Source organism: Rahnella selenatireducens, from assembly GCF_046449555.1.
GTDB lineage: Bacteria > Pseudomonadota > Gammaproteobacteria > Enterobacterales > Enterobacteriaceae > Rahnella > Rahnella selenatireducens.
In genome coordinates this window covers 162,612-184,262 of the sequence record NZ_JBKEZJ010000001.1, presented here as the reverse complement: position 1 = coordinate 184,262, position 21,651 = coordinate 162,612, and the positions used below count along the sequence as shown (strand labels likewise).

The window sequence follows — 21,651 nt, the reverse complement described above, 5'->3', positions numbered from 1 at the left end:
GAACAAACAATGACGAACAAAAAAACGAAATTCTTCGCCCTGATTGTCCTGATCCTGCTTGGGTTGACGGCGCTGAGTTACCATAAAGTGAAGCAGTTTGCGGATCGTCCGATCAACGTCAGCAGCGAAACCATTTTCACCCTACCAGCCGGTACGGGCCGTGTGGCGCTGGAAACGCTGCTCATTGATAAAAAACTCATTAAATCAAGTCACTGGTTCCCGTGGTTATTACGCCTTGAGCCTGAGCTGAGCGAGTTCAAAGCCGGGACGTATCGTCTCGAAAAGGGAATGACCGTCCGTCAGATGCTGGAATTACTGAAAAGCGGCAAAGAAGCGCAGTTCAGCATCCGCTTTGTGGAAGGTTTCAAACTGAGCGACTGGATGAAAGTGCTGGAGAAGTCGGAATATCTGAAGCATGAGCTGAACGGCAAGAGTGGCGAAGAGACTGCGGCGGCATTAGGCATTACCGACACCAAAAATGCAGAAGGCTGGCTCTATCCCGATACCTATCATTACACCGCCGGGATGACCGACATTTCGCTGCTCAAACGTGCGCACGTGCGGATGGAAAAAACCGTTGCCGACATCTGGAAAGGCCGCGAGGACTCACTGCCGTATAAAACGCCCGCCGATATGGTGACGATGGCGTCGATTATCGAAAAAGAAACCGCCGTAAAAGATGAACGCCCGGAAGTGGCTTCCGTCTTTATCAACCGTCTTCGTATCGGCATGCGTCTGCAAACTGATCCGACGGTCATCTACGGTATGGGCGAAAAATACACCGGTAATATCACCAAAAAAGATTTGGAAACGCCGACGCCTTACAATACTTACGTCATTACCGGTTTGCCGCCATCGCCAATCGCGATGCCGAGCGAAGCTTCGCTCCAGGCTGCGGCGCACCCCGCAAAAACGCCCTATCTTTATTTTGTCGCAGACGGCAAAGGCGGGCATACTTTCAGCACTAACCTTGTGAACCACAACAAGGCGGTTCGTGTGTATTTAGAGGCTCTGAAAAACAAGAATGAAAAGTAACTTCATTGTAATCGAAGGCCTTGAAGGGGCAGGGAAGACTACCGCACATGACGTGGTTGTGAATGCGTTGCGCCAGCATGGTGTGGAAGACATTGTGTTTACCCGTGAGCCGGGCGGTACGCCGCTGGCAGAAGAGCTACGTGATTTGTTCAAACGTGGCGTGGACGGCGAAAAACCTACCGTAAAAGCGGAAGTGCTGATGCTTTATGCCGCGCGCGTTCAGCTGGTTGAAACCGTGATTTTGCCTGCTCTGGCGCGTGGTGCCTGGGTTGTGGGCGATCGCCATGATCTCTCGTCACAAGCCTATCAGGGCGGCGGACGCGGTATTGATGCAAAACTGATGAGTTCGTTGCGCGACACAGTGCTGGGCGATTTCCGTCCTGATCTCACGCTTTATCTCGATCTGCCACCGGCTGTTGGCCTGCAACGCGCCCGCGCGCGCGGTGAGCTGGATCGTATCGAGCAGGAAGCGCTGCCATTCTTTGAGCGTACGCGTGCGCGTTACCTCGAACTTGCCGCCGCCGACAGCCGCATCAAAACTATTGATGCGTCGCAGACCATCGAACAGGTTAAAACTGCCATCGAGCTGACGCTGAAAAACTGGTTCGACGAACAGGCAGAAAAAGGTCAGATGTCATGAGTTGGTATCCGTGGCTCAGCGGCCCTTACCGCCAGTTAATTGGGCAATATCAGACCGGGCGTGGTCATCATTCCCTGCTGATGCACGTTGCGGCGGGAATGGGCGATGACGCACTGGTCTATGGCCTGAGCCGCTGGTTGCTTTGCCAGCATAAAGACGGTGAAAAGAGTTGCGGTAAATGCCACAGCTGCCAGCTGATGATCGCCGGAAACCATCCTGACTGGCATACGTTGTTGCCTGAAAAAGGCAAAAATTCGCTGGGCATTGATCCGGTTCGTCAGCTCATCGAAACGCTCTACAATTATTCGCAGCAGGGCGGTGCGAAAGTGGTGTGGATCCCGCAGATGGAATTGCTGACGGAAGCCGCGGCCAATGCCTTGCTCAAAACGCTCGAGGAGCCACCTGCCGGGACTTATTTCCTGCTGGGCAGCCGTGAACCTTCGGCGTTGCTGGCCACTATCCGCAGCCGCTGTTTCTACTGGCATCTGCCGGTGCCAGAAGAAGCGCTATCAGTACATTGGATCAACCGCCAGCTAAACGCAGATCCGGTGGCGATTAAGACCGCATTACGGCTGACCAACGGCGCGCCGCTTTCTGCACTGGCGTTATTACAGCCGGAACGCTGGAAACAACGTGTGGCGCTGTGCCAGCAGTTTTATACCCAATGCCAGCAGCAGGATATGCTCTCGTTGTTGCCGCAACTGAATCATGACGACGCCGCTGACCGGTTGTACTGGCTGGCAACGTTGTTGCTTGATGCGGTCAAATGGCAGCAACAGGCCGGGCATTTCATCATCAATCACGACCAGCAGCCGCTGATAAGTCTTCTTGCCGGTGCGCAATCCAATGCTTCGCTGCAACAATCCGTCAACGCGTGGATGCACTGTCGCCAGCAGTTGCTTTCCATAGTGGGCGTGAATCGCGAACTGCTGCTGACCGAGCAATTGCTGGAATGGGAGCAAATGTTGCGCGGCTCCGTTCCTTCCTCATTTTTCAGTTCGTCTCTGACGCGCTGAAATCGTATTATCATCAACAGACCGTAACGAGTTAATACTATGTTTTTAGTCGATTCCCACTGCCATCTCGACAGCCTGGACTACAACGAGCTGCACTCCGGCGTTGATAACGTGCTGGAAAAAGCCCGCGAGCGTGACGTGAAATTTATGCTGGCCGTTGCGACCACTTTACCGGGATACGAGGCCATGGCGCAGTTGATTGGCGATCGTCCTGAAGTGGCTTTTTCCTGCGGCGTACATCCGCTGAACATTGATGACGGCTACGATTTTGCCGAGCTGCGGCGTCTGGCTGCCAGCCCGAAAGTGGTGGCGATGGGCGAAACGGGTCTGGATTACTTCTATCAGAAAGAAGCACATCAGCTGAGATTGCAGCAGGACTCTTTCCGTGAGCACATCCGCGTTGGCTGTGAGCTGAACAAACCGGTGATCGTACATACCCGCGACGCACGTCAGGACACGCTCGATATACTGAAAGAAGAGAAAGCCGGTGAATGTGGTGGCGTCCTGCACTGCTTTACCGAAGATATCCCGACCGCGGAATTCCTGTTAGATCTTGGTTTCTACATCTCTTTTTCCGGCATCCTGACTTTCCGAAATGCTGAATCCTTACGCGAAGTCGCCCGTTATGTGCCATTAGACCGTCTTCTGGTAGAAACAGATTCTCCGTATCTGGCACCGGTTCCGCATCGCGGTAAAGAAAACCAGCCTGCTTACGTGCGTGATGTGGCCGATTACATGGCTGTTTTGAAAGGCGTCAGTGTCGAACAGCTGGCCGAAGTGACAACAGCAAACTTTTCACGATTATTTCACATCGATGCATCCTCTCTGACCTAAGCTTTCGCTAAGTCATATATTCCGGATTTATTTTTCATCTCGTAATTAATCGCCATATTGAGGTATCTTGACACCGTTTTTCACGGTGTCAGGGGCGCGTTTTTCGGATTTTGTGTGGGTAAGTGCGGGTTTTTAATACGCTCTTACTGCATTTTTCAGAAAAACGTGACTGCCATCAAACATTAACAAAGGGAATTATTTTACCCTGCGTAAAAATTAAAAGGGGTGCTTAGACACCCGACAGCAAAAGGCTCTCAGAGCCTTTGCAAAGCGGTTCGCTACCAGGCGAAATCGCATGAAGTATCAAAAAGCATCATTACTCAGGAGCACACTCAATTATGTTTAAGAACGCGTTTGCAAACCTTCAAAAGGTCGGTAAATCGCTAATGCTGCCAGTTTCCGTACTCCCAATCGCAGGTATCCTGCTGGGCGTCGGTTCTGCAAACTTTAGCTGGCTGCCAATGATCGTTTCCCATGTTATGGCCGAAGCCGGTGGTTCAGTCTTCGCTAACATGCCTCTGATTTTCGCTATCGGTGTGGCGTTAGGCTTCACCAATAACGACGGTGTATCTGCACTGGCATCGGTTGTTGCGTACGGCATCATGGTGAAAACCATGGCGGTTGTTGCACCTCTGGTTCTGCATTTGCCGGCTGAAGAAATTGCAGCTAAGCATCTGGCGGATACCGGCGTACTGGGTGGTATCATCTCCGGTGCGATCGCGGCATACATGTTCAATCGTTTCTATCGCATCAAGTTGCCTGAATACCTGGGCTTCTTCGCGGGTAAACGTTTTGTTCCGATCATTTCTGGTCTGGCTGCCATCATTCTGGGTGTGGTTCTGTCCTTCATCTGGCCTCCAATCGGTACAGGTATCCAAACCTTCTCACAATGGGCTGCTTATCAGAACCCGGTCGTTGCGTTCGGTATCTACGGTGTGGTTGAACGTGCGCTGGTTCCGTTTGGTCTGCACCACATCTGGAACGTTCCATTCCAGATGCAAATCGGTGAGTACGTGAACTCTGCCGGTCAGGTCTTCCACGGCGATATCCCACGTTACATGGCGGGTGACCCTACTGCAGGTAAACTTTCAGGCGGCTTCCTGTTCAAAATGTACGGTCTGCCAGCAGCGGCTGTTGCTATCTGGCACTCAGCAAAACCTGAGAACCGTGCCAAAGTCGGCGGTATCATGATCTCCGCTGCTCTGACCGCGTTCCTGACCGGTATCACCGAGCCAATCGAATTCTCCTTCATGTTCGTTGCGCCGATCCTGTATGTGATCCACGCGATTCTGGCCGGTCTGGCATTCCCGATCTGTATCCTGCTGGGTATGCGTGACGGTACCAGCTTCTCCCACGGTCTGATTGACTTCATCGTACTGAGCGGCAACAGCAGCAAAATCTGGCTGTTCCCAATCGTTGGTGCGGTGTATGCGGTGATTTACTACAGCATCTTCCGTTTCCTGATTGCTAAACTGGATCTGAAAACTCCTGGCCGTGAAGACGCTACCAGCGAAACCTCTACTCAGGGCGGTTCTGAAATGTCCGCTTCTCTGGTTCAGGCTTTCGGCGGTAAAGAAAACATCACTAACCTCGATGCCTGTATTACGCGTCTGCGTGTCAGCGTAGCCGACGTCTCTAAAGTGGATCAGGCTGGTCTGAAAAAACTGGGTGCGGCAGGTGTGGTTGTGGCAGGTTCTGGTGTTCAGGCAATTTTCGGCACCAAGTCCGATAACCTGAAAACAGACATGGACGAGTACATGCGTAACCATTAATGGTGAACGCTGTCTGGTTCTGAGAAAGGAGGCTTCGGCCTCCTTTTTTCATGCCTGCGGTTTGTGGATAAAGACAGCGCCGCCTTCGGGTGGCGTTTTCTGCGTCAATTAAACATCAAAAAGCGTAATCAGGTTGAAAGGGATGGAAATTCTAACCCATACTGCGTACAACGCTTTTTACTTTGTTAAGGACAGTTAAGATGGCCGAAGAGACAATTTTCAGCAAAATTATTCGCCGTGAAATCCCTGCTGATGTGGTTTACCAGGATGAGTTAGTCACGGCGTTCCGCGATATTTCTCCCCAGGCGCCAAGCCATATTCTGATTATCCCGAATGTCCTGATCCCAACGATGAACGATGTTGATGCCAGCCATGAAGCCGCTCTCGGCCGCATGATGACGGTCGCGGCGAAAATCGCCGAACAGGAAGGGATCGCGGAAAGCGGCTACCGTCTGATCGTCAACTGCAATCGTGACGCAGGGCAGGAGGTTTATCATATCCACATGCATCTGGTCGGTGGCCGAGCGCTCGGTCCATTGCTGTCACGTCAGTAAGGATAAACATGCGTTTATTGATGGCGTTATTGCCGGTCGTTTTGCTGATAGGTTGTAGCAGCAAGCCGGGCATTGCACTGAACAATCAGCAACGGGTGGTGATGGAATCTCCCGTCCTGACGGCGGGAATCATCCCAGGTTCGCCATCGGTGTCGGATTCCGGCGGGCAGAAAAAAGCCACCAGCACACTGGATAACAACCAGCCACATCCTGTGACCTTACATTATCGTTTCTACTGGTACGATAAACAGGGGCTGGATTTATTCCCGGCCGCTGAAGCGCGGACGGTGACCGTGCCTGCAAATAGCAGCGTAAAGATCAGTTCGCAGAACGGTAATCTTGATGCGTACAGTGTGCGTGTTTACCTTTATCTCTAATTTTTTGTACGGAGAAGGTTGATGAAAAAGTATTTTCTCATTGTGGCGATGGCCGCACTGATTCTGGGCGGTTGTACTTTGCCAAACCAACAACAAAGGCAGCCACAGCAGCCTGAACAACCTCAGCAGCCGCAACAACCCCAGCAGCCGGTCAATCCGCCTGTTCCTGAGCAGCCGCAGATTCAGCCGGTTCCGCAGCCGCCGAAACTGGCCAGTATTGACTGGACTTCCACCGTTGAGCCGATGCTGGCGAAAATGCTCAAAGCCAATGGCGTCCAGGCTGGCAGCGTTCTGCTGGTCGATGGCGTGAAAAACAGCACTAACGGCACACTGCAAACCTCCAAAGCGACCGATGCTTTGCGCAGTGCGCTGGCCAATAACACAACGTTCCAGCTGGTGCCAGCGGATCAACTGGCCTCCGCCAAGCAGTCTCTCGGCTTGTCGCCGGATGACAGCCTGTCGTCTGTAAGCAAAGCCATCGGGCTGGCCAACATCGTCAAAGCGCAGTACGTGCTTTACAGCACGGTGAGCGGCGATGTGAAAGCGCCGACAATGTCGATGCGTTTACTGACAGCGCCAAGCGGTGAAATTGTCTGGTCAGGTCGCGGTGCAGTTCAAAATTAAGCCTGAACTCAGCCCTGAAAATCAGCTACGGCAACTGATTGAGCAACATTATCCGGCGGTGAAAACCGCCGGTTTTCATTTATCCCCCGTGGCCGGTCTGACGGGCGAAAGCTGGAAAATGACTTCTCCTGCAGGCGATATGCTGGCGCGCTATCAGTCGGGTGAACGCCGGAACGTCGGTGTGGAAAGACAGCGTGAACATACCATTTTGCGGCATATTGCGCGGCAGAGTCTGGGGCCTTGTGTCAGACTCAGTTCACCGCCGTGGTTGCTGGTTGAATGGATTGCAGGTATGCCGCTCAGTGAGGCGGCGTTTGTCTCGGTGCAGGGGCAGAAATCCGTCAGCGAGAGCCTGGCAAAACTGCACCGGTTGGCATGTTCCGGTTATCCGCTGGATTTACGCCGTCAGTTTGCCCGTTACTGGCAGTATATTGACCGGCGCAGGCTCACGCCGAGCTGGCTGGCGCTACACCAGAAAATGATGCGGCAAAAATTGCCCGTTCCACTGAAAATGGCCCTTCTTCATATGGATATCCACTCGGGAAACCTGCTGGAAACGGAGAAGAGCGTGCGGATCATTGACTGGGAATATGCCGCCGACGGTGATATCGCGCTCGAATTCGCGGCGCTGTTCCGCGGCAATGATTTAGATCCGCTTCAGCAGGACGCATTTCTTCGCGAATATGCAGAGGCGGGCGGTTATCAGGATCTCCCGCTTTTACGCCAGCAGATTAGCCGCTGGCTGCCGTGGGTGGATTATCTGATGCTGCTGTGGTTTGAAGTCCGCTGGGCGCAGACCGCTGATAAGAAATACAGTGAATGGGCGCAGCCGCTGCGGGTCAGGCTGTTTGGCCGCGCCCATGATTAACATGTGAAAACTTAAAAGGAGCGTCCATTTTGCTGGGACCTGTAATGCTGGATGTGGCTGGCTACGAGCTGGATGCCGAAGAACGTGAAATTTTGCAGCACCCGCTGGTTGGCGGGCTGATTCTGTTCACCCGAAACTACCATGACGTTGACCAGTTACATGAACTGATCCGCCAGATCCGTGCCGCTTCGCACGATCGTCTGGTGCTGGCCGTTGATCAGGAAGGCGGCCGCGTGCAGCGTTTCCGCGACGGTTTCACCCGTCTGCCTGCCGCCCAGTCTTTTGCTGCGCTCAATGAAGCGCACGAAGCCGGACGTCTGGCACAGGAATCGGGTTGGCTGATGGCGTCTGAAATGATTGCAATGGACATCGATATCAGTTTTGCACCGGTGCTGGATATCGGCCACATCAGTGCGGCGATTGGCGAACGTTCTTTCCACGCCGAACCGCAGAAAGCGTTCGACATGGCGGAGCAATATATTCTCGGCATGCATTCAGCGGGCATGAAAACCACCGGCAAACATTTCCCGGGGCACGGCGCGGTCTCCGCCGATTCTCATAAAGAAACGCCGCGCGACGATCGTCCGCTGGACGTTATCCGCGAGCACGACATGGCAATTTTCCGCCAGCTGAATGCGCGTAAATTGCTTGATGCCGTAATGCCGGCGCACGTCATTTATACTCAGGTTGACCCGCGTCCGGCCAGCGGTTCGCCGTACTGGTTGCAGGAAGTTCTGTGTAAAGAACTGAAATTCGACGGCGTGATCTTCTCCGACGATTTATCGATGGAAGGCGCTGCGATTATGGGCAGCTATGCCGAACGCGGGCAGGCTTCTCTGGATGCCGGATGCGACATGATTCTGGTGTGCAATCACCGCGAAGGTGCCGTCAGCGTGCTGGATAACCTGTCACCGGTCAAAGCTGAGCGTGTTGCACAGTTGTATCATCGGGGGCTGTACAGTGGAAAACAGGCCCGTCAGGACCTGATGAATTCAAGCCGCTGGAAACAGGCGAACCGTGAATTAACGACGCTTGATGCCCGCTGGCAGGAGCACAAACAGGCGACCCGTTAACATTTTTCAGTGGGTCTGAGGGTGTCAACGCACATTCAGGATGAGGTAAACGATGATTATCTATTTACATGGTTTCGATTCAACCAGTCCCGGTAACCACGAGAAAGTGCTGCAACTCCAGTTTATTGACCCGGACGTGCGCTTTATCAGTTACAGCACGCTGCACCCGCGTCATGACATGCAACATTTGCTGAAAGAAGTCGATAAAGTGCTGCATGAAACCACCGATAAATTGCCGCTGATCTGCGGAGTAGGGCTCGGCGGGTTCTGGGCGGAACGCATCGGTTTTCTGTGCGGCATCCGTCAGGTGATGTTCAACCCGAACTTATCGCCGCAGGATAATATGGCCGGGAAAATCGACCGGCCGGAAGAGTACGAAGATATCGCCACCAAATGTATCAGTGATTTTCGCGAGAAGAACCGCGACCGTTGTCTGGTCATTTTATCCCGTGTAGATGGCGTGCTCGACAGCAGCAAAACGGCGGAGAAATTGCACCATTATTATCCGGTTGAATGGGACGAACATCAGACCCATAAATTCAAGGATATCTCGACCCACTTGCAACGTATCAAAGCCTTCAAAAATATCATTTGATTAACATTTTCCGCTGAAAACCACTGCTTTTACGCGGTGGTTTTTTTATGTCTGAATCTGACGTCAAATCGTTTTTTCCCCGCATGTCTGTACCTAACTGGCTGATTTAAAGCAGTCAAAATACATGCCATTTCACTAAGTCAAATTAATCAAGTGAATTTAAATTGACCTATATCAATTTTGGTATGACCAAATCACCACGCATGATATCCTCCGTCTCAGATACCGATTTAACTTAAGCAACCCTATGTAATATAAGGATAATGTTTTTACTCTTATATAACAATTGGTTCACATTTGAGGGGGTCATTTTGACATCACCAATGAAGAAAATTGTGATTATCGGCGGTGGCGCCGGCGGTTTGGAACTGGCTACCAGCCTGGGCCATAAACTTGGCCGCAAGAAAAAAGCGGAAATCATTCTGGTCGATCGTAACCACAGCCATTTATGGAAACCGCTGTTGCACGAAGTGGCAACCGGCAGCCTGGATGACGGCGTGGACGCGCTGAGCTATCTGGCGCATGCCCGCAACCACGGTTTCACTTTCCAGATTGGCTCGCTGACCGATATCGATCGCGAAAATCAGACCCTTAAACTGGCTGAAATCCGTGATGAAAGTGGCGAAGTTCTGGTCCCCGTTCGCGACATCGCGTACGACACTCTGGTTATGGCGCTGGGCAGTACCTCGAACGACTTCGGTACGCCGGGCGTGAAAGACCACTGCATTTTCCTGGACAACCCGCATCAGGCGCACCGTTTCCATAACGAAATGCTGAACCTGTTCCTCAAATTCTCTGCAAGCGCTGACAAGCAGAAGAAAGTGAATATCGCGATAGTCGGCGGCGGCGCGACCGGTGTTGAGCTGTCTGCCGAGCTGCATAATGCGGTGAAACAGTTGCACAGCTACGGTTTTGAAGGACTGGACAGCGATGCGCTGAACGTCACGCTGGTGGAAGCCGGTGAGCGTATTCTGCCTGCGTTGCCTCCGCGTATTTCCGGTGCTGCGCATCAGGAACTGACCAAACTGGGTGTTCGCGTGCTGACGCAAACCATGGTGACCAGCGCCGATAAAAACGGCCTGAATACCAAGTCCGGTGAATTCATTGATGCTGACCTGATGGTCTGGGCTGCCGGGATCAAAGCGCCTGATTTCATGAAAGATATCGCCGGTCTGGAAACTAACCGTATCAACCAGTTAATGGTCGAGCCTACGCTGCAAACCACACGTGATCCGAACATTTATGCGATCGGCGACTGTGCATCCTGCCCGCAGCCTTCCGGGGGTTTTGTGCCGCCGCGCGCGCAGTCTGCGCACCAGATGGCGTCGCGCTGCTTCGCTAACATCATGGCGCAGCGTAACGGCCAGAGCCTGAAACCGTACGTCTATAAAGACCACGGTTCGCTGGTTTCTCTGTCGCGCTTCAGCACAGTCGGCAGCCTGATGGGTAACCTGATGCGCGGCTCGATGATGATCGAAGGGCGTATGGCGCGTCTGGTTTATGTTTCCCTGTACCGCATGCATCAGATTGCGTTGCACGGCTACATTAAAACCGGCCTGATGATGCTGGTCGGCGGGATTAACCGTGTGATCCGTCCGCGTCTGAAACTGCACTGATCCCGAATACCCGGCTTTTTTTTCTGAGCTGGCTGAATCGTTTCATACCTAAAAGCCTGTTTCTTACAGGCTTTTTCTTTTTTGTCCTCCAGTCACAGTCAACACATGAGATTCTGTCTTTTTTAGTTTGTCCGCTAAGAATTCTCTGAAACACCCCGTTACACCCGTCATTCCGCTCACTTACAGATTCTGTCTTATTGTCCACCTCCGCTTCCTTGTGCAAACTTAACCTAAGTTTACAGACGGCGATTCACGCACGCCGGTCCTCAGATGTGTTGCAGTCCGCTGAGGTGTTCCCGATGTCGGGACAATTGCGTGGTAACATTTTCGGAGGAAGTCCTGTGAACAAGTCAATGTTAGCTGGGGTCGGTATCGGAGTGGCTGCGGCGTTGGGCATTGCTGGCGTTGCGAGCATGAACGTTTTTTCATCGGGTCCGCAGTACGCGCAGGTTGTCAGCGCGACACCTATCAAAGAGACCACCAAAACTCCGCGTCAGGAATGCCGTGATGTGACGGTCACTCACCGTCGCCCTGTGCAGGATGAACATCAGATTACCGGTTCCGTGCTGGGCGCCGTTGCCGGTGGTGTGCTGGGCCACCAGTTTGGCGGCGGTCGCGGACGTGATGTCGCGACGGTAGCAGGTGCGCTGGGTGGCGGTTACGCCGGTAACCGCGTGCAGAGCAGCATGCAGGAAAATGATACGTATACGACGCAGCAGCAGCGCTGTAAAACCGTGTACGACAAAGCGGACAAAACGCTCGGGTATGATGTGACCTACAAAATAGGCGATCAGCAAGGGAAAGTTCGTATGGATCACGATCCGGGCACTCAAATTCCGCTGGATAAAAGCGGTCAGTTGCAGCTTACCCGTTCGTAATTCGACGGTAAGCCCGACAAAAAAGTCTGAGGTTTCCCCTCAGGCTTTTTTTGTGCGCCGGAATCAGCCACGGGTTCAGGCCGCCGTGTTTTCCTGCGCAATTCCGTTCTTGTGTTTCACAATATCGGCCATCACCGCCAGTGCAATTTCAGCCGGTGTTTTGCTGCCGATGGCTAAACCTACCGGCGCGTGAAGCCGAGAGAAATCCTGCGCCGTGAAATCTGCGATGGTTTGTAACCGCTCACGTCGTCTGGCGCTGTTGCGCTGTGAACCCATCGCGCCGATATAAAATGCCGGCGTGTTGATAGCTTCCATCAGCGTTAAATCATCCATTCGCGGGTCGTGCGTTAGCGCCACTATTGCCGTATTGGCATGGCAGCCTTGTTGTTCGAGATACCGCGCAGGAAACTGTTTTTCCAGCCGGACTTCCGGTTTCAGCGCAGGCAAAAAGTTTTCCAGAACCTCTTCCCGGCATTCACAAATCACCACTTCAAAACCCAGCGCACAGGCGAAATCCGCACAATACAGCGCGACGCTCGACAGCCCGGCGATCAGCAACTGCGGCGGGGCAGCCAGATGTAACATCACGCAGTTGCCGTTGCGCATCACCTGAGTGGAATTGCGGTAAGTCGTCAGCGTCAGATGATCGCAGGCCGCAGGCAGCGTGAGTGATTTGTCCAGCGCGTAATGTCCGGCCAGTGCTTTGCCCATTTTTTCCAGGTACTCACGGTTTCCAGCCGTGGCGGAGAGATATTCAATCAGTACGTCGAGAGAACCCCCGCACGGCAGTGCGATATTAGGCGTAAGCCCGCCTTCGCCGTAACGCACAATCTGGCTGGCCTGCTGATATTCGCCCGCCGCGATGCGTTGTAAGAAATCCTCTTCCACACAGCCGCCGGACAGCGAACCGCAGTATCGCCCGTCGCTGGCAGCAACCAGCAGCGCACCGGGCGCACGCGGTGAAGAACCGTAAGTTGTCAGCACGGTACACAGCCAGACCGGATGGTGCGTCAGCCAGTCGCTGGCCTGCGCAATAACCTGATTATCAAGATGTTGCATACATATTTCCGTTCGAAACATACGCTGAAAGTTGGGAAGGCAGATCGATATCGCGGATCACCGCCGGATCAGTAAAATTCAGGCGTAACATTTCATGGCCGTGAAGCAGTTCCCGAGCGCCATCGTCGCCCCGCAGTTGCAGTAATTTTTCCCTGAGTGAGGGCGCAAAACCCACCGGATGTCCAGGCGTGTTTTGCCAGAAAGGGCGCACAACCGCGGCGTGGCGCAGGGTATCGGCAACGGTGATAAAAATCTCCGATGTCACAAACGGCATGTCCGCCAGATGAATTAACCAGCCGTCCCAGTCCGGCGTATCCCGCACGCCTGCGGCAAGAGAGTCACCGGTACCGCACGTTTCGGCCAGCGTCACCGGCACCTTCGCGCGTGCGCAACTGGCCTGAACCGGCAAATTATCCGGGCGGGTAATAACGTGAACCGGCATTCCGCTGGCCATTGTCTGCGCCAGCGTGGCATCGAAAACCGTCACAGAGCTTTCTGCTGTTTCCGTCATCACCGCATTGAGTTTATTGCCCGTGCCGCCCGCCGCGATAAACCGGTTTCCTGAACCCGCTGCGAGAAGAATGATACCTGCCATTTTGCGTCTATCCCTTTTGTACATTGTTTGCGCAACATAAATAATTATCCCATTTTTTTGCGCAAGTTTGTGAACGAAATATTAAAAATGTGTATTCGATCATTACTTAATTCGAAATGAAAACCTATAATCGCCCGCGATAAGTGGTATTTGCAGCATTTGTTGCAATCTGTAATGTGCCGAAAAATAAGAAAGACAATAAGAAGCAAGGAAATTTATGAGCAATTTCAACCCGTCCAGGCGGCGCTTTGTTAAAGGCGCCGTGATCGCTGGCGTCTCTGTTTATCTCGCCCCATTGCACAGCAAGGCCTACGCCGCGCTGTTCGAAGAGAAAATTCTCCAGTCACCACAATGGGATGCGCAAAACAAACGCGTCCGTTTTCGTATCGATGGCAAAGCGAAGGTTATGGGGCAAAAAGTCTTTGCCCGCGATATCCGCGCCAAAGACATGCCGCACTGGCCGCAAAAACAGGCCCATGCTTTTATCCTGCGCGTAACGCAGGCTGACCGTGTCTATTCCGGGCTGGATTTATCGCTGCTTGGCGACGATTTACAGCCAGATCAGCTGGTGACCGCCGAGGTGCTGGCGCGCGACGGTCTGGCGTTCCCGGCATTTTACGGAGAAGACATGCTCCTGCCGGAAGGCAAAACGCCCGCCTATCTCGGGCAGGCCGTGGCGATTCTGGTCTATCAGGATTTTGCCAAATTCCGTTTCGCTAAAAATGCCCTGAAATTTAAAGATGGCGTGGTGCGATACGGCGATAAAACCGGGCCGCTGGAACGTGATCCGTGGGGGACTTTCCGCTTTGTCCGCGTCGGTGGTGAAACTGCGTATGAAGACGATACGTTCTCCAGCCTGAAAGATATGCCGGTGTTCCCGGTGGGCATGCGCAAACATCTGCCGGTCTGGCCGGAAGGGCGCGAAGGCGGCAAGCTGGACGAGCAGGGGATGTTCTATGCCGGTGAAATGGCCGACGAGCTGAAAACGCCACCACCGGGCTGGCTGGTGATGTCGCGCCGTTTCACCACGCAATCGGTGGATACGTCCGCGCTTGAACCGGACAACGCCAACGGCTGGTACGATGCCGCTTCGCAAACGCTGCATATGGTGGTGCCAACGCAATCGCCGCAGGAAGTGGCTGACGAAATGCCTCGAATGATGGCAAAAGGTCACCGCACGGTGAAAACGCTGATCCTGCATCCGTGTTATACCGTCGGTTACGGTTCGAAAGATCACTATAACTTCCCGTACTACGGCGCTGTGGCGGCGATGTACGGCGACGGCGCGCCGGTACGTCTGGCGAACGACCGCTTCGAACAGTTCCAGTCTTCGCTCAAACGCCACGCGTTTGATATGAACTACGATATTGCCGTGAACCGCGAAACGGGCATGCTCCAGTCATTCCACGCCGCTATGACCGCAGACGGCGGCGGGCGCAGCAACTTTACGCCGTCCGTTGTGATGGTCGGCGCAACCGCTGCGCAGTCGATTTACTATTTCCCGAAAAGTGATTTATCCGCCGTCGGGCTGGCTTCCCGGGCGCTGGATGCCGGTTCCGCACGCGGTTACGGTACGCTGCAAAGCATGGCCGCCACCGAAATGATGATGGATGAACTGGCCGCTGAACTGAAGCTGGATCCGATCGCATTCCGCATGCGCAACGTCCTGAAATCAGGCATGAAAAATACCCAGGGCGCGATTCCTGCGGGTGCAATCCGTGCGGATGAAGTACTGGAAAAAGCTGCCGTTCATCCGTTATGGACGGCGCGCCAAAAACGCAAGGCAGACTTTGAAAGCCAGAACCCGGGTAAGCGCTACGGCGTCGGTTTTGGCTGCGTGCAGAAAGATTTCGGCACCGGCGCAGAAACCTCTTTTGCTCGCGTGGAAGTCAGCGAAAACGGGCAAATCAGCCTGTGGCACAGCGGCGCAGAAATGGGCACAGGAATGTCCACCTCGCAGTCCGTGTTATGCGCTGAATGGCTGGGGAAACCGGCAGAACAGGCGCATTTCTCGGTCACCGACTGGTCCGTTCTGCCGGTGGAAACCAGTGGTGATCCGTACATTATGTCACAGGAAGATCAGGACAAACTGCAAACCAATCCGCGCTGGTCGCCGTCGTACTGCTCGCCTTCCAGCGCCAGTAACTCGGCCTATTACTTCTCACACAGCACCCGCGAAGCGGCGCGCCTGATCTTCGACCACGGCCTGTGGCCCGCGGCGATGGCAATCTGGCAAACCGGCATTGGTGGCGGACAGGCTGCGCCGTACATCGTGCGCAAAGAAGATGCGCGCTGGGTGGATGGCGGCCTGACGGCCAACGGAATGCAAATTCTCAGCCTCGAAACGCTGGCGAAAAAAGCCTATGAAATGAAGGGCCTGACCGGCGCGACCGTTCATGTCTTCAACCGCTGGCAGTGGGCCGAAGCCGATTTCACGCTGAATAATACCCGTCAGCGCGTGCCTGTTGACGGGATGTCCGTGCGTCAGGGCGCGGGCGAATACCAGACGCTCAACCGCGACGCCGTCTATTACCCGCCAACCCAGCGCAATAACGCGTCGGTGACCTATTACAGCGCTGTCGGTACGCTGGCTGAAATCTCGGTGGAAATCGCGACCGGTAAAGTTGAGTTGCTGACGCATCATTCGATTATGGAGTGCGGCAATCTGATCGTGCCTGAACTGGTTTCCGGCCAGTTGCAGGGCGGGCTGGCGATGGGTATCGGCCACGCATTGCACGAGTATTTGCCTCTGTACGAAGACGGGCCAGGCAACGGAACCTGGAACTTCAACCGCTACCACTTGCCGCGCGCCAGCGACGTTGCCGTCTGGAAACAAACCAGCGACATCCTGCCTGCGCTGTCGGAAACCGATCCGCCGAAAGGCATGGCAGAAGTGGTGATGATCCCAGTCGTCGCCGCGCTGGTGAACGCCATCGCCCATGCCACCGGCCACCGTTTCCGTGATTTGCCCGTCCGTGCTGAAAATATTCGTGAGGTTTTACAATGAGCATCAAAACGCAGCCTTTAGCGCTGACTATCAACAATCAACATTACGGCCCGCTGGACGTTCCCGAAGGCCTGATGATGATCGACTTTCTTCACGAATATGTGGCGCTGACCGGTTCCCGCCTCGGCTGCGGGCAGGGGATTTGTCACGCCTGCGTGGCGATTGTCGATCATGAAAGCGGCACCAGCGAAGAAGTGCGGACCTGCATTACCGGCGCACATTTCTTTAACGGCAAAAAAGTCCGTACCGTCGAAGGCCATGCCAAAACTGATGAAAAAGGCGACGTCACATTGTCGCCGGTTCAGCAGGCGTTTCTGGAACATTACAGTTTCCAGTGCGGTTACTGCACGCCGGGCTTTGTGAATGCGGCGACGCTGCTGCTTGAGCGTCTGGAAAAAAATCCCATCGCGCTGAATGAGCTGGAAGGCGCGATTGAAGCGGCGCTGGAAAATCACATCTGCCGCTGTACCGGTTACGTGCGGTATTACGAAGCGGTGCGTGATGTCGTGATGAAAACCCCAGGCCTGATCCGGGAGCACGCGTGATGAAAAAACGTCTTTTTCTCCTGCTGCTGGCGGTGATTATCATCGTCGTGGCGGTGCTCTGGTGGCGTGAAAACCGCACGCTGGACGCGCCGGTGCAAAAAGTTACGGCGGACACCGCACAGATCGAACGCGGTCGTTATCTGGTTCAGGCGTCCGACTGCGCCGCGTGCCATACTGCGTCCGGCGGCGCACCGCTGGCGGGCGGTTATCCGCTGGAAACGCCGTTCGGCAAAATCTTTGGCAGCAACCTGACGCCGTCCGCGGATGACGGCATCGGCCGCTGGACGTCGGATGATTTCTATCTGGCGCTGACACAAGGCGTTGCGCCGGGCGGACGTCATCTGTATCCGGCGATGCCTTACACCTCGTACAAAGGCGTAAACCGTAAGGATTCAGACGACATGTACGCGTTTCTGATGACGCGTCCGGCGGTGAATCAGCCGGTACCGGAAAACGACATGCCGTTCCCGTTCAACCAGCGTATGGCGATGATCGGCTGGAACCTGTTATTTCGCACTGCCGATCCGATCCCGGCCAGCTCTCAGGGAGATTCTGCCGACTGGCAGCGCGGCCAATATCTGACTGATGTGCTCGGCCACTGTGGCGAATGTCATACACCACGCGGTGCGCTGGGGCAGATGCATACCGATAACAACCTGAAGGGCGGAACGTTGGGGCGGATCACCGCGCCGGACATCACCCCGCAGGCGCTGGCGCAGCGCGGCTGGAATCCGGCAGATCTCAGCCGTTTCCTCGCCACCGGCATTGCACCGCAGGGGTCAGCATTTGATGAAATGCACAAAGTTGTTGATCTCAGCACCCGTCATCTCACTGAAGACGATCACCGCGCTATTGTCACTTATCTGCTGGGCGACAAACCGCCCGCGGCTGTCCCGGTAGCTATCGGGCAGGGTGGCAATGACGCCGGGCGTATCACGTATCTGGATCAGTGTTCCGGCTGCCATATGGCCGACGGTTCCGGCAAACCGCACGTTGCCGTGGCGATGCAAAACAACGCAACGCTGCGTCAGCCTGATGGCCGTAACCTGATTGTTTCCGTACTGGAAGGCTTACCGGCACAGGAATTCCCCAACGGCGAAAGCATGCAGTCAATGCCGGGCTTTGCGCAGCGCCTGAACGACGCGCAGATCGCTGAAATGGTGAATTACCTGCGCGTGACGTTCGGCGGATTGCCGGGCGATATCACGTCCGAGCAGGTAAAGGCGTTGCGTAAACCGTAAAGCATGTGTTGAAGAAGTATAAAAAAGCCCGATGAATGAGATATTCATCGGGCTTTTTTTTGTGTGATGCCAATGGAAGAATTTGCGGCCAGACGGTAGCGGGTTTCTTTACCCCACGTACTTAACCGGTTTGCCCAGGCGACATCGCCTTTTTCGGTCAATAGTTCGCGGGGCGTGCCCAGGTGGTCGCTGACCACATAATGCAGCCGACCTTTTTCGCTGCGCGCGAGAGGCGTTAATGCCCCCGGTTCATACAGCCAGTGAATGCTTTCTTCATACGCCGGGGTGCCGTCGGCGTAGACCGGCGTTTCTTCGATGAGTTGATCGCCGCTCCATAAATAGTCGTAGCCTGCCGGTTTGTTGCCGTTGCCACCTTCACGACGTTTACTGATACGGCGGCCAAAGGCATCGTAGGCATACTCGGTACATCATCCGGTGCCGGTAATGTTCAGGTTGTCGTCGATGACAGTTTTGTGGCTGATGCTACCGTGGAGAGTTCCCAAAGTACAGCGGTAGTATATCGTCGGATATATTCCAAGTCGGGGTGATACCAGCACGGAGAATATTCATTCAAAAGGTAAATGGCAGCGCGAGATAGGGTTTTAGACGGATTCACGCTTCACCGTTAAAATAACGAGCGACTGTATTGTGGTTATTATTTATAGAGACATAGTGGACAACCTGAAGCATGATAAGGTGTTGCTTATCCAGCAATTTAGGTATATTAATTTATCTAATCAAAATATTAAAAATGTGTTGCATGGAATGACTAATTAGATAAACGAGCCGGAAAGATTTGATGATCTTTCCGGTGGATGCTAACTCAGTTAATAGGCTGATCTAATATATATACCCTATTGGTATTGGTGCATTTTCCTGAAACATACACATCACAGCTATTTAAGTCTAAAGAGGTTAAATACTCCTTAACAAGGTTCTCCTCAATGGAGTTTTCTTGTGTTAGTTCTAAACAAGATAAAAGCCATTCTTTTTTTCTGGATATATATATATGCGGGGATAAACAGTTTATTTCCTTATAATCATCAAAACCCCAATCCGTTATAGATAAACAGATAAAATAATCCTCCGTTTCATCTTCCTTTAGATAACTCAAAGATACCTCACTAACATGTCTAATGAGTTCAATTCCTTTGCGAATTAATATTTTATTTTTTTCATTAAAAGATAATTCACTAAGGAAAGATATGTTTTTATATCGAGAGAATAGTGGGATTTCCTCATACGATTCATAGTCACTGAAATAAATAGATAAATCATTCAGTTTCTCTTTTTTTATGAGGGTGTTAAATTCATCTTCAAAATTTTTCATTATATATCCCAACCATGTTCTTTAAGCCATTTTAATGTCTTACGGGTAAAATTAGGATCTGCATCATGAATAGAACCATTTTGATTAATTGCTCCGCCATTTTCACCATGTGCATGCCATTGTGAACCAGGAACGCTTTCCTCTGGTGCATCAATTCTTGTAACTTCTTTTGGTCCCTGGCCTTTCCTTACTTGATTTCTTGCATCTTTAGGCGGACAACAAGCCAACCCCAACGGATCAACCCAACTCAGCGGGTTATGCACATACCCGTAAGGGTTCAACCCGCCCGCTAACCCTATCGGGTCCGGACTCAGGTATTGCCCCGTGTCACTATCATAGTAACGGTGCCGGTTGTAATGCAACCCGGATTCTTCGTCGGCGTATTGTCCGGCAAACCGCAGGTTGCAGGTCGGGTGGTCATCATTGGCGGCCAGACGGTAGCGGGTTTCTTTACCCCACGCACTTAACCGGTTTGCCCAGGTGACATCGCCTTTTTCGGTCAACAGTTCGCGTGGCGTGCCCAGATGGTCGCTGACGACATAATGCAGCCGGCCTTTTTCGCTGCGCGCGAGGGGCGTTAATGCCCCCGGTGCATACAGCCAGTGAATGCTTTCTTCATACGCTGGGGTGCCGTCGGCGCAGACCGGCGTTTCTTCGATAAGCTGGTCGCCATGCCAGTGAAAATCCATGCCCAGCTTATCGCGGTTGCTGCAGCGTTTGCTGATGTGTCTGCCAAACGGGTCGTATTTGTATGCCCAGCGTTCGCCGTCAGGCGTTTCAAGACCCGTCAGCTGACTTTTTGCATCCCAGCGGTAGCGCCACTGCAGCGGGCGATAACCGCCTTTATCGACCCACTTTTCGACAAGCCGACCGTTAGCATCGTACTTCCATGTGATGCCATGGACGTTCACCACCCGGACAAATTTCCCTGCTTCAGGCATGCCGGTGTCGGGATTGATGCGGTCGGAAGTGTGCCGCCAGGCCTTGTGCTCAAGGCTAGCCACCCGGCCATGCTGCTGATGCGTTTCGCTGTCCAGCACCGCGTTCACCCACGTCTGGCGATGGGTGAGGTTGAGGTTTTTGTCGTAGTGAAAACGCTCCTCGCACATTGGTACGGTGCTGCTGCCGGTCCAGGTGGAATGGCTTATCTGGTCGTTAGCGGTCAGGGTGTGAACCGCGGTGCCACGCAGGGAGTCGGCTATCATCGTCAGGTTGTAGGCGTTGTCGTACAGCCACTGACGGGTCAAACTTTTGTTGCGTTCGTATGGCCCGGCGCGCCGTTACCGTGTCGGCTATATATCCGCGAGGCATGCCGATCCGCAGACTTTCAGAACACGTTATTACTCGCGCCACCCGAGCCTGACCCTGAAGGGCGACTGGCTGGCGGAAGCGGGATTTGAGACCGGGACGGGGGTGACGGTGAAAACATCAGAGGGGTGCCTGATGATTATTGCCGACAGCAACGAAGAGCAGGCGCTAAGGGCTGAGCTTTATCAGTTTAAACAGGCGGCTAAGGTGATGAAGGAGTTGGTTGCTTAGTGGGTTTGGATGAATATAAAAATCCGGGAAGGAATAATATCCTCCCGGATGTATCTTAGATATTATTTGCTACGATGATCTAAGTGGGGCATTATTTCATCTATAAACATAAAGTTAGCTAAGCACATAAAGCTATTTTCCTCAGCCTCGATTGATAATTGAATGCTATTATTAATCATCTCTATATTTGGAGTGCAAATGAAGTTGATGTTATTTAAATTAACTTTGATTATTTGTACTTCAGTAAAAATCAATGATATTGATATGCTATTAAACTGATTTACTGTCCATTTTCTTGGGAATATGTCAGGTATCATTTTTGTGTTAAAGCGGAGTGATAACTTTGAGATGTCATGATATGTGAATGAGTGAAACTCTACATCATTGAGATGCAACTCATTATCAAACATGAAGTTAATTTTCTCTTTTCCTTGTGCGTGATCAAACCACATA

The 21,651-nt window shown here is 53.1% G+C and carries 21 protein-coding genes and 2 pseudogenes; 17 read left to right on the top strand and 6 right to left on the bottom strand.

Features of this window, described 5'->3' with window-relative positions:
* Positions 1–9: 9 nt before the first annotated feature.
* The 13 genes from mltG to ACLBVC_RS00795 all read left to right on the top strand — a co-directional run bounded on the left by mltG (position 10) and on the right by ACLBVC_RS00795 (position 11,882).
* Positions 10–1,035 carry an endolytic transglycosylase MltG gene (mltG, locus tag ACLBVC_RS00855; protein WP_410147550.1) on the top strand — a complete coding sequence of 342 codons (1,026 nt, stop codon included), beginning with the start codon at positions 10–12 and terminating at the stop codon, positions 1,033–1,035.
* Positions 1,025–1,675 carry a dTMP kinase gene (gene tmk, locus ACLBVC_RS00850; protein WP_410147549.1) on the top strand — a complete coding sequence of 217 codons (651 nt, stop codon included), beginning with the start codon at positions 1,025–1,027 and terminating at the stop codon, positions 1,673–1,675. The genes mltG and tmk overlap by 11 nt, the downstream gene beginning before the upstream one ends.
* Positions 1,672–2,691, top strand: a complete 1,020-nt coding sequence (holB, locus tag ACLBVC_RS00845; RefSeq protein ID WP_410147547.1) for a DNA polymerase III subunit delta' — start codon at positions 1,672–1,674, stop codon at positions 2,689–2,691. The genes tmk and holB overlap by 4 nt, the downstream gene beginning before the upstream one ends.
* Positions 2,692–2,730: 39 nt before the next feature.
* Positions 2,731–3,525 (top strand): metal-dependent hydrolase, encoded by a 795-nt coding sequence (locus ACLBVC_RS00840; RefSeq protein WP_410147545.1) that lies wholly within the window; start codon positions 2,731–2,733, stop codon positions 3,523–3,525.
* 338 nt (positions 3,526–3,863) lie between these two features.
* Complete coding sequence (gene ptsG / locus ACLBVC_RS00835) at positions 3,864–5,297, top strand: PTS glucose transporter subunit IIBC (RefSeq protein WP_195814023.1); 1,434 nt, start codon at positions 3,864–3,866, stop codon at positions 5,295–5,297.
* Between the two features lie 200 nt (positions 5,298–5,497).
* Positions 5,498–5,851, top strand: a complete 354-nt coding sequence (hinT, locus tag ACLBVC_RS00830; RefSeq protein WP_152325607.1) for a purine nucleoside phosphoramidase — start codon at positions 5,498–5,500, stop codon at positions 5,849–5,851.
* A gap of 8 nt (positions 5,852–5,859) precedes the next feature.
* Positions 5,860–6,228 (top strand): YcfL family protein, encoded by a 369-nt coding sequence (locus tag ACLBVC_RS00825; protein WP_410147544.1) that lies wholly within the window; start codon positions 5,860–5,862, stop codon positions 6,226–6,228.
* 21 nt (positions 6,229–6,249) lie between these two features.
* Entirely contained in the window at positions 6,250–6,852 is a 603-nt protein-coding gene (lpoB, locus tag ACLBVC_RS00820; protein ID WP_410147543.1) for a penicillin-binding protein activator LpoB, read from the top strand.
* Positions 6,818–7,720 (top strand): phosphotransferase, encoded by a 903-nt coding sequence (locus ACLBVC_RS00815; RefSeq protein ID WP_410147542.1) that lies wholly within the window; start codon positions 6,818–6,820, stop codon positions 7,718–7,720. The genes lpoB and ACLBVC_RS00815 overlap by 35 nt, the downstream gene beginning before the upstream one ends.
* A gap of 32 nt (positions 7,721–7,752) precedes the next feature.
* A complete protein-coding gene (gene nagZ, locus ACLBVC_RS00810; RefSeq protein WP_410148065.1) occupies positions 7,753–8,793 on the top strand; it encodes a beta-N-acetylhexosaminidase in 1,041 nt (346 codons plus the stop codon).
* Between the two features lie 52 nt (positions 8,794–8,845).
* A complete protein-coding gene (ycfP, locus tag ACLBVC_RS00805; protein WP_410147541.1) occupies positions 8,846–9,388 on the top strand; it encodes an alpha/beta hydrolase YcfP in 543 nt (180 codons plus the stop codon).
* A gap of 311 nt (positions 9,389–9,699) precedes the next feature.
* The gene (locus tag ACLBVC_RS00800; RefSeq protein WP_410147539.1) at positions 9,700–11,004 is read left to right on the top strand and encodes an NAD(P)/FAD-dependent oxidoreductase; all 1,305 of its coding nucleotides are present in this window, start codon (positions 9,700–9,702) and stop codon (positions 11,002–11,004) included.
* A gap of 341 nt (positions 11,005–11,345) precedes the next feature.
* Positions 11,346–11,882, top strand: coding sequence for a glycine zipper 2TM domain-containing protein (locus ACLBVC_RS00795; protein WP_410147538.1), 537 nt, complete (start codon positions 11,346–11,348; stop codon positions 11,880–11,882).
* 75 nt (positions 11,883–11,957) lie between these two features.
* On the opposite strand, the gene ACLBVC_RS00790 is transcribed toward ACLBVC_RS00795, so the two are convergent.
* Both ACLBVC_RS00790 and ACLBVC_RS00785 read right to left on the bottom strand, forming a co-directional pair.
* A complete protein-coding gene (locus ACLBVC_RS00790; RefSeq protein ID WP_410147536.1) occupies positions 11,958–12,941 on the bottom strand; it encodes an XdhC family protein in 984 nt (327 codons plus the stop codon).
* Positions 12,928–13,536 carry a nucleotidyltransferase family protein gene (locus ACLBVC_RS00785; RefSeq protein ID WP_410147535.1) on the bottom strand — a complete coding sequence of 203 codons (609 nt, stop codon included), beginning with the start codon at positions 13,534–13,536 and terminating at the stop codon, positions 12,928–12,930. Before ACLBVC_RS00785 ends, ACLBVC_RS00790 begins: the two co-directional genes overlap by 14 nt.
* Positions 13,537–13,753: 217 nt before the next feature.
* On the opposite strand from ACLBVC_RS00785, the gene ACLBVC_RS00780 reads away from it, so the two are divergent.
* The 3 genes from ACLBVC_RS00780 to ACLBVC_RS00770 are packed head-to-tail and all read left to right on the top strand — an operon-like array spanning position 13,754 to position 18,329.
* A complete protein-coding gene (locus tag ACLBVC_RS00780) occupies positions 13,754–16,543 on the top strand; it encodes a xanthine dehydrogenase family protein molybdopterin-binding subunit (protein ID WP_410147534.1) in 2,790 nt (929 codons plus the stop codon).
* Positions 16,540–17,088, top strand: a complete 549-nt coding sequence (locus tag ACLBVC_RS00775; RefSeq protein WP_410147533.1) for a (2Fe-2S)-binding protein — start codon at positions 16,540–16,542, stop codon at positions 17,086–17,088. The genes ACLBVC_RS00780 and ACLBVC_RS00775 overlap by 4 nt, the downstream gene beginning before the upstream one ends.
* On the top strand, positions 17,088–18,329 hold the full coding sequence (locus tag ACLBVC_RS00770; RefSeq protein ID WP_410147532.1) for a c-type cytochrome: 1,242 nt from the start codon (positions 17,088–17,090) through the stop codon (positions 18,327–18,329). Before ACLBVC_RS00775 ends, ACLBVC_RS00770 begins: the two co-directional genes overlap by 1 nt.
* A gap of 80 nt (positions 18,330–18,409) precedes the next feature.
* Here the strand turns inward: ACLBVC_RS00770 and ACLBVC_RS00765 are convergent.
* The 3 genes and pseudogenes from ACLBVC_RS00765 to ACLBVC_RS00755 form a co-directional block, all read right to left on the bottom strand.
* Positions 18,410–18,748 (bottom strand): annotated as a pseudogene (locus tag ACLBVC_RS00765) (RHS domain-containing protein); the annotation flags it as partial.
* Positions 18,749–19,152: 404 nt separating this feature from the next.
* Positions 19,153–19,659: an Imm15 family immunity protein gene (locus tag ACLBVC_RS00760; protein ID WP_410147531.1), complete on the bottom strand. Its 507-nt coding sequence runs from the start codon at positions 19,657–19,659 to the stop codon at positions 19,153–19,155.
* Positions 19,660–19,817: 158 nt separating this feature from the next.
* Positions 19,818–20,816: pseudogene (locus ACLBVC_RS00755) on the bottom strand (RHS repeat domain-containing protein); the annotation flags it as partial.
* Between the two features lie 94 nt (positions 20,817–20,910).
* On the opposite strand from ACLBVC_RS00755, the gene ACLBVC_RS00750 reads away from it, so the two are divergent.
* A complete protein-coding gene (locus ACLBVC_RS00750) occupies positions 20,911–21,198 on the top strand; it encodes a SymE family type I addiction module toxin (RefSeq protein WP_410147530.1) in 288 nt (95 codons plus the stop codon).
* A 62-nt stretch (positions 21,199–21,260) separates the two neighbouring features.
* Here the strand turns inward: ACLBVC_RS00750 and ACLBVC_RS00745 are convergent, their stop codons facing one another.
* Positions 21,261–21,650, bottom strand: coding sequence for an Imm50 family immunity protein (locus tag ACLBVC_RS00745; protein ID WP_410147529.1), 390 nt, complete (start codon positions 21,648–21,650; stop codon positions 21,261–21,263).
* Between the last annotated feature and the right edge of the window lies 1 nt (position 21,651).

What these genes read in the sequence shown, in the direction of transcription:
- ACLBVC_RS00790 (WP_410147536.1), bottom strand. Translation starts at nt 12,941, where the DNA reads ATGCAACATCTTGATAATCAGGTTATTGCGCAGGCCAGCGACTGGCTG.
- ACLBVC_RS00745 (WP_410147529.1), bottom strand. Translation starts at nt 21,650, where the DNA reads ATGTGGTTTGATCACGCACAAGGAAAAGAGAAAATTAACTTCATGTTT.
- hinT (WP_152325607.1), top strand. Translation starts at nt 5,498, where the DNA reads ATGGCCGAAGAGACAATTTTCAGCAAAATTATTCGCCGTGAAATCCCT.
- ACLBVC_RS00825 (WP_410147544.1), top strand. Translation starts at nt 5,860, where the DNA reads ATGCGTTTATTGATGGCGTTATTGCCGGTCGTTTTGCTGATAGGTTGT.
- ACLBVC_RS00780 (WP_410147534.1), top strand. Translation starts at nt 13,754, where the DNA reads ATGAGCAATTTCAACCCGTCCAGGCGGCGCTTTGTTAAAGGCGCCGTG.
- ycfP (WP_410147541.1), top strand. Translation starts at nt 8,846, where the DNA reads ATGATTATCTATTTACATGGTTTCGATTCAACCAGTCCCGGTAACCAC.
- holB (WP_410147547.1), top strand. Translation starts at nt 1,672, where the DNA reads ATGAGTTGGTATCCGTGGCTCAGCGGCCCTTACCGCCAGTTAATTGGG.
- ACLBVC_RS00775 (WP_410147533.1), top strand. Translation starts at nt 16,540, where the DNA reads ATGAGCATCAAAACGCAGCCTTTAGCGCTGACTATCAACAATCAACAT.
- lpoB (WP_410147543.1), top strand. Translation starts at nt 6,250, where the DNA reads ATGAAAAAGTATTTTCTCATTGTGGCGATGGCCGCACTGATTCTGGGC.
- ACLBVC_RS00770 (WP_410147532.1), top strand. Translation starts at nt 17,088, where the DNA reads ATGAAAAAACGTCTTTTTCTCCTGCTGCTGGCGGTGATTATCATCGTC.
- tmk (WP_410147549.1), top strand. Translation starts at nt 1,025, where the DNA reads ATGAAAAGTAACTTCATTGTAATCGAAGGCCTTGAAGGGGCAGGGAAG.
- ACLBVC_RS00760 (WP_410147531.1), bottom strand. Translation starts at nt 19,659, where the DNA reads ATGAAAAATTTTGAAGATGAATTTAACACCCTCATAAAAAAAGAGAAA.
- ptsG (WP_195814023.1), top strand. Translation starts at nt 3,864, where the DNA reads ATGTTTAAGAACGCGTTTGCAAACCTTCAAAAGGTCGGTAAATCGCTA.
- ACLBVC_RS00840 (WP_410147545.1), top strand. Translation starts at nt 2,731, where the DNA reads ATGTTTTTAGTCGATTCCCACTGCCATCTCGACAGCCTGGACTACAAC.
- mltG (WP_410147550.1), top strand. Translation starts at nt 10, where the DNA reads ATGACGAACAAAAAAACGAAATTCTTCGCCCTGATTGTCCTGATCCTG.
- ACLBVC_RS00785 (WP_410147535.1), bottom strand. Translation starts at nt 13,536, where the DNA reads ATGGCAGGTATCATTCTTCTCGCAGCGGGTTCAGGAAACCGGTTTATC.